This window comes from Blastococcus goldschmidtiae, assembly GCF_031845325.1.
In the GTDB taxonomy this organism is placed as follows: domain Bacteria; phylum Actinomycetota; class Actinomycetes; order Mycobacteriales; family Geodermatophilaceae; genus Blastococcus; species Blastococcus goldschmidtiae.
The window spans coordinates 495,743-510,625 of sequence record NZ_JAVREI010000001.1 but is presented as its reverse complement, the minus strand read 5'-3'; the positions used below and the strand labels follow the sequence as shown (position 1 = coordinate 510,625).

Genomic DNA, 14,883 nt, shown 5'->3' with positions numbered 1-14,883 from the left:
ACACTGGAGGGAATCCGCACCGAACTGATCGGGTTGGTGCTGGTGCGCCGTCCTGCCCTCGAACCCCGGAGTTCTCCCCCGTGACCACGCCCGACTACCGGCTGAGCCAGCTGGAGACGCTGGAGGCCGAGTCCATCCACGTGATCCGCGAGGTCGTCGCCGAGCTCGAGCGGCCGGTGCTGCTCTTCTCCGGCGGCAAGGACTCGATCGTGATGCTGGAGCTGGCCCGCAAAGCGTTCGCGCCGGCCCGCATCCCGTTCCCGGTGATGCACGTGGACACCGGGCTGAACTTCCCCGAGGTGCTGGAGTTCCGCGACAAGCGGGTGGCCGAGCTCGGCGTGCAGCTCGTCGTGGCCTCGGTGCCCGACGCGATCGCCGCCGGCACGGTCAAGGAGGAGCCCAACGGCTCCCGCAACCGGATCCAGACGCCGGTGCTGCTCGACGCGGTCGAGGAGCACGGCTTCACCGCCCTGTTCGGCGGGGCCCGGCGCGACGAGGACAAGGCGCGGGCCAAGGAGCGGATGTTCTCCTTCCGCGACGAGTTCGGGCAGTGGGACCCGAAGAACCAGCGCCCCGAGCTCTGGGACCTCTACAACGGCCGGATCCACCTCGGTGAGTCCATCCGGATCTTCCCCCTGTCGAACTGGACCGAGCTGGACATCTGGCAGTACATCCTCAGCGAGGAGATCGCGATCCCCGCGCTGTACCTCGCGCAGGAGCGGGAGGTCGTCGAGCGCCAGGGGATGCTCTACGCGGTCAACGAGTTCATCCGCCCCCGCGAGGGCGAGCAGGTGCGCCGGGAGACCGTCCGCTACCGCACCGTCGGCGACGCCAACCTGACCGCCGCCGTGCCGTCGGAGGCCACCACGGTCGAGGAGGTCATCGCCGAGATCGCGGTGACCCGGATGACCGAGCGCGGCGCCACCCGCGGCGACGACAAGGTCAGCGACGCCGCCATGGAGGACCGCAAGAAGGAGGGCTACTTCTGATGAGCCGCACCCTTGCGCCGGCGCCACAGCAGGAGCATCACCCGCACGACGACCGCCAGCAGCAGCAGGCCGGTCGTCCAGCCGACCCGCTCGGCCACCACCGGGGACGACGGACCGAACAGCCCGCTGAACCACGCGCCCGCCGCGTAGCCCACGGCGTAGCCGAGCACGACGACCAGCAGCGCGGGCGCGGCCACCGCGAACACGAACATGCGCACCTCTCCCCGGGTCCGCGCCCCAGGGTGCGCCGCCCCGCCGTCCGCTGCCAGGAGACCGCCCGATGACCCCCGTCCAGGCGCCCGTCGACGTGCACTCCGCGGCGGCGGCGCAGGCCCATGACATCGCCGTCGCCCGCAAGGACATCCTGCGGATCGCCACCGCAGGCTCGGTCGACGACGGCAAGAGCACGCTGATCGGCCGGCTGCTGTACGACAGCAAGGCCGTCTTCGAGGACCAGTACGAGGCGGTCGAGCGGGCGAGCAAGGGCGACTACGTCGACCTCGCGCTGCTGACCGACGGGCTGCGCGCCGAGCGCGAGCAGGGCATCACCATCGACGTCGCCTACCGGTACTTCAGCACGCCGCGGCGCACGTTCATCCTGGCCGACACCCCGGGGCACGTGCAGTACACCCGCAACATGGTCACCGGCGCCTCGACCGCGGACCTGGCGATCGTGCTCGTCGACGCCCGCAAGGGCATGCTGGAGCAGAGCCGGCGGCATGCCTTCCTCGCCTCGCTGCTGCGGGTGCCGCACCTGGTCGTGGCGGTCAACAAGATGGACCTCGTCGACTGGTCGGAGGCCTCCTACGAGGCGATCCGCGAGGAGTTCACCGCCTTCGCCGCGAAGCTGAACATCCCCGACCTGACCGTCGTCCCCATCTCGGCGCTCAACGGCGACAACGTGGTCACGCGCTCGGAGAACACGCCCTGGTACGAGGGCCCTTCCTTGCTGCACCACCTCGAGCACGTGCACGTGGCCAGCGACCGGAACCTCGTCGACACCCGGTTCCCCGTCCAGTACGTGATCCGGCCGCAGTCCGACGCCCACCACGACTACCGCGGCTACGCCGGACGGGTGGCCAGCGGCGTCCTGCGCACCGGGGACGAGGTGCAGGTGCTGCCCAGCGGCCTGACGACGACGATCGCCGGCATCGACGGTCCGCGCGGCCCGGTGGACGAGGCGTTCCCGCCGATGTCGGTGACCGTGCGGCTCAGCCACGACCTCGACGTCTCCCGCGGGGACCTGATCTGCCGGCCGGCCAACGCGCCCCACGTCACCCAGGACCTCGACGCGCTCGTCTGCTGGATGGCCGACGAGCCGCTGCGCCCGCGCCAGCGGCTGGCCGTCAAGCACACCACCCGCTCGGTGCGCGCCGTGGTCAAGGACCTGGCGTACCGGCTCGACGTCAACACCCTTCACCGGGACCAGGAGGCGGCGGAGCTCGGGCTCAACGACATCGGCCGGGTGCGGCTGCGCACCACCCAGCCGCTCTTCGTGGACGACTACGCGCGCAACCGGGCCACCGGCCGGTTCATCCTGGTCGACGAGGCCACCAACGCCACCGTCGGCGCCGGGATGCTGGTCGCCCCGTAGGTCCCCGGACGCACGCGGTCCCGGCTCCCCGTGCGGAGAACCGGGACCGCGGTCAGCTGGGGATCAGGCCTGGTCGGTCGGGGCCGGGGCCTCGCTCGGGTCGCCGTTCCAGTCCTTGCCGGCCACGTCGGCGTTCTCGGAGGCGCTGTCGGTCTGCCCGGCGACGCTCTCGATCATCTCCTCGTCGGAGACGCCCTCTCCTGCGGCATGGGTGTCGTTCGACTCGCTCATCGCCGTCCCTTCCTCTCGGTCGTGTTCCCCCGAGCCCTCCCCGATCACGGGCGGCGGCAAACCAGCCGTCCGGTCACACCCGGGGATTCAGCGGCCCGGCGGCCGGAGCTCGAACCAGACGCGCTTGCCGCCGAGATGATCCTCGGCACCCCAGCGGTCGGCGATCGCCTGCACCATCCGCATGCCCCGGCCCCGCGGCTCGTCCAGCGAGAGCTCCCGCACCACCGGACGGATGGCCGAGCCGTCGACGACGGCGATGCGCAGCCAGTTCTCGGAGGCGCCGATCTCGAGCGTCAGCTCCGCGTCGCCTTCGACGTGGTCCACCACGTTGGCCACCAGCTCGGTGACCAGGAGTGCGGCGTCCTCCCGATCGTGCGGGACGCCCCAGGCCCGCATGAGCTCCAGCACGACGTGACGCGCGACGCGCATGCTGCCCGTCGTCGGCGGTAGATCGAAGCTGGCATTGCGACTGGACATCGGGCTCCGATCTGCAGCGGCGTCGTGGGCCACGGTGAGTCCGCCGGCTGCGTTGCGCACAACCAACCACGTCCAGCGACCATGCGCAAGACCCATTGCATGTCATGGGTCTTGCGTAGCAATGGCGGTTGCACGCAACCCCCCTTCGCTTTGGTAGTGTGCAACCGGTCCCGCGCGGAAAGGGAAGGCCATGAGCGACGATGCCGGTTCCACCTCGTCCCCTGACGTGGCCGAACAGGCCCTGACGGACCTGCTCACCGAGCTCGACCGGTGCGTGGACGAACTGGTCCAGTCGCGAGCCCGGGCCGAGACCCTCCTCCGGCGCCGGCAGAGAGGCGAACCCTGGCTGGAGATCGTGACCAGCGAACCCCGCCCCCTCATCGTCGAGCGGATCTCCACCGTGCTCGCGTCGCTCTCCGCGGCCGGGCACACCTGGCGACGCGAGCAGGCCGCCGCGCTGCAGGCGGAGCAGATCAGCATCAACCGGATCGCCGCCCTGTTCGGCGTGACCCGGCAGCGCATCTCGGCGCTGCTGCGGGAACCGGAGCCGCGGAACCGGGCGGAGTGAGGCGGCGAGCCGTCAGGCGATGAGCGCGTCGATCGCCTTGTAGACGCGTTGCTCGCTGATCGGGCGCGGCGTACCGATGCCCTGGGCGAACAGCCCGACCCGCAACTCCTCGATCATCCAGCGCACCCGCGTCACCGGGTCGTCGGGCGCCCCGGTCGAGGGGACCTGGGCGCGCAGCTGTTCGTACTCGGCGAGCACCCCCGCCAGCTGCGCCGTCCACAGCTCGTCCCGGATGGCGTTGGCGGGCAGCTTCTCCAGCCGGTGGGCCATCGCCCGCAGGTAGCGGACGAGATCGGGCAGCCGCCGTCGGCCGGCCGCAGCGACGAAACCGCGGTGCAGCAGGCCGGTCATCTGCCGACGGAGGTCGGCGACCGCCGCCTCGGGCACCCGCCGTCCGGGCGCCGCCCCGATCGCGACCGCGACCTCCCGCGCCTGGGTGAGGACCGCTTCCACCTTCTGGACCGTGTCGACCGTGAGCGGGTGCAGCTCCCGCTTCGCCGTCGCGACCAGCGCGTCGAAAGCGGCCTGGTCCCGCGGTGGGCCACCGGCCGCGGCGATCAGCTCCACCGCGGCGGCGTCCACGCAGTCGTCGACCAGGGCGGGAATCTCGCCGTCCGGGTTGAACTGCAGCGCCAGCCTGGTGCGCGGGCCGAGGCTCTTCACCACCTGCCTGGTGGGTGAACCGGCGACGAGCACCAGCAGCCGCCGCGCCCCCCGCCAGGTGAGCCGGGTGGCCTCCACCTCGGTGGGGACGACGCGGACACCGACCGTCTCCCCTTCGTCGACGAGCGCGGGATAGGCGGTGACCAGGTGGTCGCCACGGCGCACCTGGACCGTCCGGGGCAGCGTGCCCACGTCCCAGGTGATCATCCGGCTGCGCTCGACGCTGGCCGCCGCGGCGGCCAGCGTGGCCCGCGCCTGCGGGGCCACCTGCGCCTTGAGCGCGGCGAGGTCCTTGCCGGTGGCCAGCGGGCGCTGCTGGTCGTCGAGCACCCGGAACGTGGCGCGCAGGTGGTCGGGCACCTGCGCGGGCTGCCACGCGTCGGGCGGGACGACGACGCCCGCCGCCCGCCGCAGCTCGCGCTCCAGCGCCGGCAGCAGCGGCTCACCCGGATCGATGTGCGGCAGCACCTGCCGGACCCGGTCGGGGATCGGCACGAGCGCGCGGCGCTGCTGCTTGGGCAGGGTGCGCAGCAGCGCGGTCACCAGCTCCTCGCGCAGCCCCGGGACGGTGAACGCGAGCGACTCCCCCGACGTCCGGTGGGCGACGGCGTCCAGGACGCCCAGCGGCACGTCGACGGTGACGCCGTCCTCCGCCGCTCCCGGGGCGAACGCGTAGGACAGCGGCAGCGTGAGCCCCTCCGTCAAGGGCACCTCGTCCGGGAAGTCCTCCACCCGCACCTGACCGGCCGCCGCGGCGTTGGTCAGCATCTCCGGCGTGAAGGCGAGCAGGTCCGGCGTCTGTCGCGAGGCGGACTTCCACCAGCGGTCGAAGTGCCGGGTCGAGACGACGTCGGCGGGGATGCGGGCGTCGTAGAGCTCGAACAGCGTCTCGTCGTCGACGGCGATGTCCCGCCGGCGGGCGCGCTCCTCCAGCTGGGCGACCCGCTCGATGGCGCGGGCGTTGTCGGCCCAGAAACGGTGGTGCGTCGTCCACTCGCCCTGCACCAGCGCGTGCCGGATGAACAGCTCCCGGCTCACCTCGGGGTCGATCGAGCCGTACTGCACCCGCCGGCCGACGACCAGCGGCAGGCCGTAGAGGGTGACCCGCTCGGTGGCGACGACGGAGCCCCGCTTGGCGTCCCAGCGAGGCTCGGAGTACTGCCGCTTGACCAGGTGGTCGGCGAGCTTCTCCACCGTCTCGGGGTCGATCCGCGCGACCGTGCGCGCGAAGAGCCGGCTGGTCTCCACCAGCTCCGCGGCGACCACCCAGCGCGGCGGTTTCCTGGCCAGCGGCGTGCCGGGCGCGAGCACGAACCGGGTGTTGCGGGTGCCCAGGTACTCCCGTCCGGGCCGCCCCGGCTTGCCGTCCCGCCCCTTGACCGGCTCCACCTGCAATCCGACCTGCGACAGCAGGCCGGCCAGCAGGGACGCCGTGATGCCGCGCTCGTCCGGCTCGGTCGCGGCCTCGCCCAGGTTCATCCCGAGCCGTCGTGCGGTCCCGCGGAGCTGGCCGTGCAGGTCCTGCCACTCGCGGATGCGCAGGTAGTGCAGGAACTCGCGCTTGACGGTGCGCCGGAACTGGTTGCCCGACAGGGCCTCGGCCTGCTCCTCCAGGTAGCGCCACAGGTTGAGCAGCGCGAGGAAGTCGGAGTTCTCGTCGGCGAAGCGACGGTGCGTCTCGTCGGCGGCCTGCTGGTGCTCCGTGGGCCGCTCGCGCGGGTCCTGGATGGTGAGCCCCGCGGCGATGACGAGGACCTCCTCCAGCACCCCGCGGCGGTCGGCCTCGACCACCATGCGGGCGATGCGCGGGTCCAGCGGCAGCGCCGCCAGCGACCGGCCGGTCGGGGTCAGGGCGCCGTGGGCGTCGAGCGCCCCCAGCTCCTCCAGCAGGGCCAGCCCGTCGGCGACGGCGCGCCGGTCCGGCGGGTCGACGAACGGGAACTCCTCGACCGGGCCGAGGTCGAGGGCGGCCATCTGGAGCAGCACCGAGGCCAGGTTGGTGCGCAGGATCTCGGGGTCGGTGAACTCGGGCCGCGCCTCGAAGTCGGCCTCGGTGTACAGCCGGATGGCGATGCCGGGCCCCAGCCGGCCGCACCGGCCCGAGCGCTGCCGCGCCGAGGCCTGGCTGACCGGCTCGATCGGCAGCCGCTGCACCTTGGTGCGATGGCTGTACCGGGAGATCCGCGCGCTGCCCGGGTCGATCACGTAGCGGATGCCCGGGACGGTCAGGGACGTCTCGGCGACGTTGGTGGCCAGCACGATCCGCCGCCCGGTGTGCGGGGCGAAGACCTTGTGCTGGTCGGCGGCCGACAGCCGGGAGTAGAGCGGGACGACCTCCGTGTTCGGCAGTCCCCGCTCCGCGAGCGCGTCCTGGGTGTCGCGGATCTCCCGCTCCCCGGCCAGGAAGACCAGGATGTCGCCGGGGCCCTCGGCGGTCAGCTCGTCGACGGCGTCGAGGATCGCGCTGACCTGGTCGCGGTCCTCGTCCGCCTCCGGATCGTCGGGGTCGACGACGGGGCGGTAGCGCACCTGCACCGGGTAGGTGCGGCCGCTCACCTCGACGATCGGGGCCCCGGCGAAGTGGGCGGCCACCCGCTCGACGTCGATCGTCGCCGAGGTGATGACCAGCTTCAGGTCCGGGCGCCGGGGCAGGATCTGCGCCAGGTAGCCCAGCAGGAAGTCGATGTTGAGGCTCCGCTCGTGGGCCTCGTCGAGGATGATCGTGTCGTACTGGCGCAGCAGCCGGTCGCGCTGGATCTCGGCCAGCAGGACGCCGTCGGTCATGAGCTTGACCAGCGTGGCATCGCCCACCTGGTCGTTGAACCGCATCTTGTAGCCGACGGCCTCGCCCAGCGGGGTGTCCAGCTCCTCGGCGATCCGCTCGGCGACGCTGCGCGCGGCGATCCGGCGCGGCTGGGTGTGCCCGATCCGGCCGCGCACGCCGCGGCCCAGCTCGAGGGCGATCTTGGGCAGCTGCGTCGTCTTGCCCGAGCCGGTCTCGCCGGCGACGACGACGACCTGGGCGTCGCGCAGGGCGGCGGCGATGTCGTCGCGGCGCGCGCTGACCGGGAGGTCCTCCGGGTAGGAGATCGCCGGGACGGCGGCCCGCCGGCGGGCGATGCGCTCCTCGGCGGCCTCGATGTCGGCGGCGATCCGCTCGCGCTGCCGCTCCCGTGCCGCGGGGTCCCGGGTCTTCCGCAGCCCGTCCAGGCGGCGGCGCAGCCGGTGCTCGTCGGCCAGGGTGAGCGCCGGGAGCCGTGCCCGCTCGTCGTCGGTGGGGGCGTTCACGGGCGGTCTGGGGTTCCTCTCGGCGCGATGCGTGTGGTGGTCCAGAACCCCAGGGTCCCACTGCTGCCCCGTGTCGTTCCCATGACGTTGCCGCCACGGGACGAACACCACGGCCCGGATGGGGCAGGAGACCTCGGACCGTTGCGCCCCAGCGTGAGGACTTCCCCGTGACCGCACCACGTACGACCGGCGCCACCGCGGCGGGCGAGCACGACAAGCGCACCCTGTGGCCGTGGCTGCTGCTCGCCACCCTCCTCGCGGGACTGCTCGTCTGGTGGCTCGTCGCTGCCATGGACGGGGACGGCGACGACGTCGATCCCGGCGCCTCCACGGCGATCGAGGAGACCAGCGACCCCGCCGGCGATGACGCCGAGTCGACCGCGGACGCCGCCACGCCGGTGGGCGGCACGTTCCTGGTCGACGGCAGGGGCCTGTTCGACCCCTCGACCGATCTGGCCGCGTCGGTCGGCCGGACCGTGGAGGCCGACACCGTCTTCGTGGTCGCGGTCGTCGCCGACGACGCCTTCCTCGCGGGCCGGGACGCGAGCCAGAACATCCTGGTCCGACTGACCGGGTCCGCCGGCGGGGGCGGGCTCCCGTCGGACCTCCGGGCGGGCGAGCAGATCAGCTTCAGCGGGACCCTCGCGCAGGTCGACCAGGCGCTGCTCTCCGAGCTGGCGTTGTTCGCGGAAGCCCCGGACATCCAGCCCGGCGACTACTACGTCCGGGCCGAGGAGATCAGCCCCGTCGACTGATCCACGGTCACGCACCGACGTGCTGTTCGACCGTTCCCGGCGACGATTGTGTTCTGCAACAGGTTGTAGAGTGCACCTGTACCTCTCGTCCCTGGAGTCCTGTGTCCCTCCCCGACGGTGCAGCAGCCGTGCAGCCCCGCGAGGTCGTGGTGCTCTCCGAGCAGCTACCCCGGTTCATGCGGCTCGCGAACGTCCTGAAGAGCCAGCTCGCCGGTCCCGAGGGCCACGACCGGGCCGCCCTGGTGCTGCTGTACCCGCTGACCCGCCTCGGCCCTCTCCGGCAGGGCGCCCTCGCCGACGAGCTCCGGGCCGATCCCTCGACCGTCAGCCGGCACGTCGCAGTCCTCGTGGGGGAGGGCCTCGCGCGGCGCGTGGCCGACCCGGCCGACGGCCGGGCCACCCGCCTGGTGGTGACCGATGCCGGGCTCGCCGCGCTGGCGGCGATGCGCCGGGAGCAGACGGCGATGCTCTCCCGCATCACCGCCGACTGGGACGAGGCGGACCTCACCGTGTTCACCGGCCTGTTCAACCGCTTTCTCGACGACTTCGCCGCTGCCCTCCCGGCCGACGCGGCGCCCTCCACCCCCACTCCGGGAGATCTCAGATGAGCCAGTCCACCGCGGCCGAGCGGGGGGCCCGGCGGCGCAGCGCCGCGGCGCCCGACGCCGACGGCGCATTCACCCACCGCCAGATCGTCACGATCCTCGCCGGGCTGATGGTGGCGATGTTCCTGGCCGCCCTGGACCAGACGGTCGTCTCCACCGCGATCCGGACCATCGCCGACGACCTGCAGGGCTACGACCTGCAGGCCTGGGCGACGACGGCGTTCCTCATCACCTCGACGATCGCCACGCCGCTGTACGGGAAGCTCTCCGACATCTACGGTCGCCGGCCGTTCTACCTGTTCGCGATCGGCGTCTTCATCATCGGCTCGATCCTCTGCGGCATGGCCGGCACGATGTACCAGCTGGCGGCCTTCCGGGCGGTGCAGGGCATCGGCGCCGGTGGGCTGATGTCGCTGGCGCTGGCGATCATCGGGGACATCGTCCCCCCGCGGCAGCGGTCGAGGTACCAGGGCTACTTCATGGCCGTCTTCGGCACCTCCAGCGTGCTGGGGCCGGTCATCGGCGGTTCCTTCGCCGGCCAGGCCTCGCTGCTGGGCATCGACGGCTGGCGCTGGATCTTCTACGTCAACGTGCCGCTGGGCGCGCTCGCCTTCGTCGCGGTCTGGCGGGTGCTGCACCTGCCGCACGAGCGCCGCGAGCACCGCATCGACTGGCCCGGGGCGCTCGCGCTGATCACCTTCCTGGTGCCGCTGCTCGTGGTGGCCGAGCAGGGCCGGATCTGGGGCTGGACCTCCGGGCGGGCGGTGCTCTGCTACGCCATCGGGGCGGTCGGCTTCGCCCTCTTCGTGCTGGCCGAGCGGGCCTACCGCGACGACGCGCTGCTGCCGCTGCGGCTCTTCCGCAACCGGAGCTTCACCGTCAGCGGCATCGGGTCGGTCGTGATGGGCGCCGGCATGTTCGGCGGGCTGCTCCTCCTGCCCCAGTACCTGCAGATCGTGCAGGGCTCCAGCGCCACCGTCGCCGGGCTCCAGATGGTCCCCCTGGTCCTCGGGATCATGACCGGGGCCATGAGCTCGGGCATCGCGATCTCGAAGACCGGCAGGTACAAGGTGTTCCCGCTGGTCGGCATCGCGCTGATGGTGGTCGCGCTGGTGTCCATGTCGTTCGTCGTCGGCGTCGACACCTCGGTGTGGGCCCTGGTGCCCTTCATGGTCATGCTGGGTCTGGGCCTGGGCTTCAACTTCCAGCCGGTCATCCTCGCCGTGCAGAACGCCGTCTCCCCACGGGAGATGGGCGTGGCGACGTCGTCGGTCACGTTCTTCCGGCAGATGGGCGGCACCATCGGCGCGGCGGCGTTCCTGTCGCTGCTGTTCACCCGGCTCCCCCAGGAGATCGGCGACCGGATCACCGAGGCGGCGGCGAACGATCCCGCGGCCGCCCAGCAGGCGCTGCAGCTCCAGCGGGCGGGCCTGGAGGAGGTCACGTCCGACACCACCCGCATCGCGGAGTTCCCGCTGCTGGTGACGCCGTTCCGCGAGGGCTTCACCGCCTCGATCGACCTGGTGTTCCTCATCGCGGCCGGGATCGTGGCGATCGGGTTCTTCGTGTTCCTCTTCCTCCCGGAGCTGCCGCTCAGCGACAAGTCCGGCATCCAGGCCCGTCAGGGCGAGGCGGCCGGCACGGCGACGAGCGATCCCGGCGACCCGGCCGAGGAGGCCGTGGAGGCGGTCGGCGCCGCCGCGCCGACGTCGGTCCCGCCCCCGGTGGGCCGGCCCGGGGACGACCCGTCGCGCTGACCGCCCCAGCGCTGAGGACGGCGGGCCGACGGGGACGGGGACACTGGGCGTCATGGCCACCTCGTCGACGATCCTGTCCCGCCGCGACCTGGACTTCCTGCTGCACGAATGGCTGGACGTCGAGTCCCTGACGAAGCGGCCGCGCTTCACCGAGCACTCGCGGGACACCTTCGACGCGGTGCTCGACCTGGCCCAGCAGGTCGCCACCGAGCACTTCGCCCCCCACAACCGCACGGCCGACGAGAACGAGCCGCGGATGGTCGACGGCCGGGTGGAGCTGGTCCCCGAGGTCGGCCGGGCGCTGGCGGTCTTCGCCGGGACCGGGCTGATGGCCGGCTCGTTCGACGAGGCGTTCGGCGGCATGCAGCTGCCGCACACGGTCGGTCAGGCGGTGCTGGCCTGGTTCCAGGCGGCCAACATCGGCACGTCGGCCTATCCGTTCCTCACCATGGCCAACGCCCGTCTCCTGCTGACGCACGGCAGCCGGGAGCAGATCGACACGTTCGTCGCCCCGATGGTCGAGGGCCGCTGGTTCGGCACGATGGCGCTGTCGGAGCCTCAGGCCGGCTCCTCGCTGGCCGACATCACCACGAAGGCCGAGCGCCAGGACGACGGCACCTACCGGCTCACCGGCAACAAGATGTGGATCTCCGGCGGGGACCACGAGCTGACCGAGAACATTGTCCACCTGGTGTTGGCGAAGGTCCCCGGCGGTCCGGCCGGCGTGAAGGGCATCTCGCTGTTCGTCGTCCCCAAGTTCCTGGTGGAGCCCGACGGCTCGCTGGGGAACCGCAACGACGTCGTCCTGGCCGGGCTCAACCACAAGATGGGCTACCGCGGGACGACGAACACGCTGTTGAACTTCGGCGAGGGCGTGCACACCCCGGGCGGGCGCGGTGGCGCGGTCGGCTACCTCGTGGGCGAGGAGAACCGCGGCCTCACCTACATGTTCCACATGATGAACGAGGCGCGGATCGGCGTCGGGATGGGCGCGTCGGCGCTGGGCAGCACCGGTTACCTGCACGCGCTGGAGTACGCGCGCACCCGCACGCAGGGCCGCCCCGCCGGCGCCAAGGACCCTGCCTCCCCCATGACGCCGATCATCGAGCACCCCGACGTCCGCCGGATGCTGCTGGCCGCCAAGAGCTACGCCGAGGGCGGGCTGGCGCTGGGCCTGTACTGCGCGCGCCTGGTCGACGAGGAGCAGACGGCCGGGAGCGCCGACGAGCGGGACCGCGCGCACCTGCTGCTCGACACGCTGACCCCGGTCGCCAAGGCCTGGCCGTCGCAGTGGGGGCTGGCCGCCAACGACCTGGCCATCCAGGTGCACGGCGGGTACGGCTACACCCGCGACTACCCGGTCGAGCAGTTCTACCGGGACAACCGGCTCAACCCGATCCACGAGGGGACCCAGGGCATCCAGTCCCTGGACCTGCTCGGCCGCAAGGTGGTGCTGCAGGACGGTGCCGGGCTCGCCCTGCTCGCGGAGACCATCGGGGCCACGACGAGCCGCGCCGCCGGCACGGAGTGGGCCGGCTTCGCCGCCGACCTGGACGCCGCCGTCGCCCGGCTGGTCGCGGTCACCGCCACGCTGTGGGGCACCGGCGATCCCGACCTCGCGCTGGCCAACTCGCACGTCTACCTGGAGGCCGCCGGGCACGTCGTCGTCGCCTGGCTGTGGCTGGACCAGGCGCTGGCCACCGGCGGCGGCACCGGCGCCTTCTACGACGGCAAGCGCGCCGCCGCCCGCTACTTCTGGCGCTGGGAGCTGCCGCGTACGGGCGCGCAGTTCGACCTGCTCGGGTCGCTGGACCGGACGGTGCTGGACACCCCTGCCGACGTGCTCTGACCAAGGACCCCCGGCCCCCCGCGACTCGCACGCTCGCCGCGGGACCCTGCCGGGGGCCGTCCGACAGGAAGGGTCCGGACATACCGACGCCCCGCCTGCTCCACGAGGGAGCGGGCGGGGCGTTCGAGGTCCGTCGTCGGCGTCAGGCGGCCTGCGCCGCGCCCACGGGTTCCGCGGTGGCGTGCCGGGCACCGGAGGTGCGCTCGGCGCGCTCGCGCTCGTACCGGGCGGTGGACTGGATGCCCATCGCGATCACCAGGGCCGTCAGGACCAGGAAGCCGATCAGCGTCACGGCCGGCCACATCACCATTCTTGTATCTCCCCAAGCATCGAAACCCGCCGTCGGGTCACGGACGGCGGCACGTCTTCGATGGCCTCTGTCCCCCGTCCTTCCCCGTCTCAATCGTCGAGTCGCGCACTTCACCTGACGGGGTGTGATCAGCGTCATGCCCAGCGGTTGCCGACGGCCCCGGATCCGGGGACGGCGCGCCCGGTGGCCGTGGTCTGATCGACGGGTGTCCGACCGCGCGCAGCCCGCTGTCCGGGGCGGTACGGCCGCCGCGGTGCTGCTCGTGGTCGCGCTCTCCCTCGTCGTCACGACCCTCTCGCTGCTGCAGAGCCTCGTGGTCCCGGTCCTCGACCGGATCGCCGAGCAGCTCGACGTCTCCCCCAGCGCGGCCGGCTGGGTTCTGACCGCGAACCTGCTCGCCGCCACGGTGCTCACGCCGGTGCTGGGCCGACTGGGTGACCTCAAGGGCGAGCGCCCCGTCATCCTCGGCATCCTGGGAACGGTCGCGGCGGGCACCGTGCTGGCGATCACGACGGAGTCCCTGCCCCTGCTGCTGCTGGCCCGCGTGCTCCAGGGCGCGTCCTACGGGCTGTTCCCGCTGTCCATCAGCGTGCTGCGCCGCGAGCTGCCCGAACGCCGGCTCGGCGTCGCCATGTCCGTGGTCAGCAGCACCCTGGGCGTCGGGGGCGTGGCCGGGCTGGTCGCGACCGGGCTGCTCGCCGGTGACGACGCCGACTACCGCCGGCCGTTCTGGATCGGGCTGGCCATCACCGTCGTGGCGTTCGGGCTGTGCCTGCGCCTGCTCCCCCGCCGCTCGGCGACCAGCTCGGGCGGGGTGGACTGGCTGGGCGCCGCCGTCCTCGGCCTCGGCCTGAGTCTCCTGCTGCTGTTCGTCTCGCAGGGCAACTCCTGGGGCTGGTCCTCACCGGCGGCCCTCGGCTGCCTGGCCGGATCAGTCGCGGTCCTGAGCGCGTGGATGGTGCAGCAGCGGCGGAGCGCCGAGCCGCTGATCCGGCCCGCGATGCTCGCCGACCGGCGCACGATCATCCCCAACGTGGTCGGCCTGCTGGCCGGCGTGGCGATGTTCGCCTCGTTCCTCGCCGTCCTGCAGTACGTGCAGAGCCCGCCGGAGGTCACGGGGTACGGCTTCGGGGCCTCGGTGCTCGTGGCGACCGTCGTGTACCTGCTCCCCGGCGGGGTCGTCGGCATCGTCCTGGCCCCCTTCGCCGGCTCCGTGGTCACCCGCTTCGGGGGGCTGCCGACCCTGGTCGTGGGGTGGACCTTCGGCCTGGCCGGGTTCGCGCTGCTGACCTGGGTCCGCAGCGAGCCGTGGGCGGTGATCGGCGCCGGGCTGCTGACCCAGGTGGCCGTCACCATCACCTACGCCGCGCTGCCCTCCCTCATCGTGCAGGCGGTGCACGAGGACGAGACGGGGGTGGCCAACGCCGTCAACTCCATCGCCCGCTCGGTCGGCCAGGCCCTCGGCAGCGCGCTGACGGTCACCCTCATCGCCGCGCACCTCGATCCCGGGTCGGGCCTGCCCCGGAACATCGCCTTCACGCTGGTGGGCGCCATCGGCATCGGGGTCTCGGTCGCGATCCTCGCCGCCGCCCTGCTCGGGCTCGCGGGGGACCGCCGTGCCACCCGCTCGCGGCAGCAGGACCCGACGGGCGAGGTCGAGGAGGCCACGGCCGGGGCCGGTGAGTGGTCCACGGTGTCCGGCGTGCGCTGATCTCCCTTTCGCAACGCCGCGCCCGGGCGGAGCATGGAACGGGACGGTCCGGGGCATCCACGTGCCCGATCGAGGCTCCGCGCCTT

General features: G+C 72.7%; 13 protein-coding genes. 8 read left to right on the top strand and 5 right to left on the bottom strand.

The annotated features are described in order from the left end of the window. The first annotated feature begins 80 nt into the window (after positions 1–80). Entirely contained in the window at positions 81–989 is a 909-nt protein-coding gene (gene cysD, locus RM425_RS02535; RefSeq protein ID WP_311343610.1) for a sulfate adenylyltransferase subunit CysD, read from the top strand. Here the strand turns inward: cysD and RM425_RS02530 are convergent. Then, the gene (locus RM425_RS02530) at positions 980–1,201 is read right to left on the bottom strand and encodes a hypothetical protein (protein WP_311343609.1); all 222 of its coding nucleotides are present in this window, start codon (positions 1,199–1,201) and stop codon (positions 980–982) included. The genes cysD and RM425_RS02530 overlap by 10 nt on opposite strands. Before the next feature lie 68 nt (positions 1,202–1,269). Between RM425_RS02530 and RM425_RS02525 the strand changes: the two genes are divergently transcribed. Beyond that, entirely contained in the window at positions 1,270–2,583 is a 1,314-nt protein-coding gene (locus RM425_RS02525) for a sulfate adenylyltransferase subunit 1 (RefSeq protein ID WP_311343608.1), read from the top strand. A 63-nt stretch (positions 2,584–2,646) separates the two neighbouring features. Here the strand turns inward: RM425_RS02525 and RM425_RS02520 are convergent, their stop codons facing one another. Both RM425_RS02520 and RM425_RS02515 read right to left on the bottom strand, forming a co-directional pair. Next, the gene (locus tag RM425_RS02520) at positions 2,647–2,814 is read right to left on the bottom strand and encodes a hypothetical protein (protein ID WP_311343607.1); all 168 of its coding nucleotides are present in this window, start codon (positions 2,812–2,814) and stop codon (positions 2,647–2,649) included. Between the two features lie 87 nt (positions 2,815–2,901). Further along, positions 2,902–3,291, bottom strand: a complete 390-nt coding sequence (locus RM425_RS02515) for an ATP-binding protein (RefSeq protein WP_396137016.1) — start codon at positions 3,289–3,291, stop codon at positions 2,902–2,904. Between the two features lie 190 nt (positions 3,292–3,481). Between RM425_RS02515 and RM425_RS02510 the strand changes: the two genes are divergently transcribed. Beyond that, a complete protein-coding gene (locus RM425_RS02510; protein ID WP_311343605.1) occupies positions 3,482–3,859 on the top strand; it encodes a hypothetical protein in 378 nt (125 codons plus the stop codon). A gap of 12 nt (positions 3,860–3,871) precedes the next feature. Here the strand turns inward: RM425_RS02510 and hrpA are convergent, their stop codons facing one another. Beyond that, entirely contained in the window at positions 3,872–7,810 is a 3,939-nt protein-coding gene (gene hrpA / locus RM425_RS02505; RefSeq protein ID WP_311343604.1) for an ATP-dependent RNA helicase HrpA, read from the bottom strand. Between the two features lie 167 nt (positions 7,811–7,977). Here hrpA and RM425_RS02500 point away from each other — a divergent pair, with 167 nt between their 5' ends. The 4 genes from RM425_RS02500 (at position 7,978) to RM425_RS02485 (ending at position 12,776) form a co-directional block, all read left to right on the top strand. Beyond that, entirely contained in the window at positions 7,978–8,565 is a 588-nt protein-coding gene (locus RM425_RS02500) for a hypothetical protein (protein ID WP_311343603.1), read from the top strand. Positions 8,566–8,693: 128 nt separating this feature from the next. Continuing rightward, the gene (locus RM425_RS02495) at positions 8,694–9,173 is read left to right on the top strand and encodes a MarR family winged helix-turn-helix transcriptional regulator (protein ID WP_311343602.1); all 480 of its coding nucleotides are present in this window, start codon (positions 8,694–8,696) and stop codon (positions 9,171–9,173) included. Next, entirely contained in the window at positions 9,170–10,927 is a 1,758-nt protein-coding gene (locus RM425_RS02490; protein ID WP_311343601.1) for an MDR family MFS transporter, read from the top strand. Before RM425_RS02495 ends, RM425_RS02490 begins: the two co-directional genes overlap by 4 nt. A gap of 52 nt (positions 10,928–10,979) precedes the next feature. Next, a complete protein-coding gene (locus RM425_RS02485) occupies positions 10,980–12,776 on the top strand; it encodes an acyl-CoA dehydrogenase (RefSeq protein ID WP_311343600.1) in 1,797 nt (598 codons plus the stop codon). Between the two features lie 142 nt (positions 12,777–12,918). Here RM425_RS02485 and RM425_RS02480 read toward each other — a convergent pair whose 3' ends face one another. Next, positions 12,919–13,086, bottom strand: a complete 168-nt coding sequence (locus RM425_RS02480) for a hypothetical protein (RefSeq protein ID WP_311343599.1) — start codon at positions 13,084–13,086, stop codon at positions 12,919–12,921. Between the two features lie 205 nt (positions 13,087–13,291). On the opposite strand from RM425_RS02480, the gene RM425_RS02475 reads away from it, so the two are divergent. Then, positions 13,292–14,797, top strand: a complete 1,506-nt coding sequence (locus RM425_RS02475; RefSeq protein ID WP_311343598.1) for an MFS transporter — start codon at positions 13,292–13,294, stop codon at positions 14,795–14,797. Positions 14,798–14,883 lie beyond the last annotated feature (86 nt).

Bases quoted from the DNA above. Each gene is read 5' to 3' on its own strand.
- RM425_RS02515 (WP_396137016.1), bottom strand. From the start codon at position 3,291: ATGTCCAGTCGCAATGCCAGCTTCGATCTACCGCCGACGACGGGCAGC.
- RM425_RS02520 (WP_311343607.1), bottom strand. From the start codon at position 2,814: ATGAGCGAGTCGAACGACACCCATGCCGCAGGAGAGGGCGTCTCCGAC.
- RM425_RS02510 (WP_311343605.1), top strand. From the start codon at position 3,482: ATGAGCGACGATGCCGGTTCCACCTCGTCCCCTGACGTGGCCGAACAG.
- RM425_RS02530 (WP_311343609.1), bottom strand. From the start codon at position 1,201: ATGTTCGTGTTCGCGGTGGCCGCGCCCGCGCTGCTGGTCGTCGTGCTC.
- RM425_RS02480 (WP_311343599.1), bottom strand. From the start codon at position 13,086: ATGGTGATGTGGCCGGCCGTGACGCTGATCGGCTTCCTGGTCCTGACG.
- RM425_RS02490 (WP_311343601.1), top strand. From the start codon at position 9,170: ATGAGCCAGTCCACCGCGGCCGAGCGGGGGGCCCGGCGGCGCAGCGCC.
- RM425_RS02485 (WP_311343600.1), top strand. From the start codon at position 10,980: ATGGCCACCTCGTCGACGATCCTGTCCCGCCGCGACCTGGACTTCCTG.
- RM425_RS02525 (WP_311343608.1), top strand. From the start codon at position 1,270: ATGACCCCCGTCCAGGCGCCCGTCGACGTGCACTCCGCGGCGGCGGCG.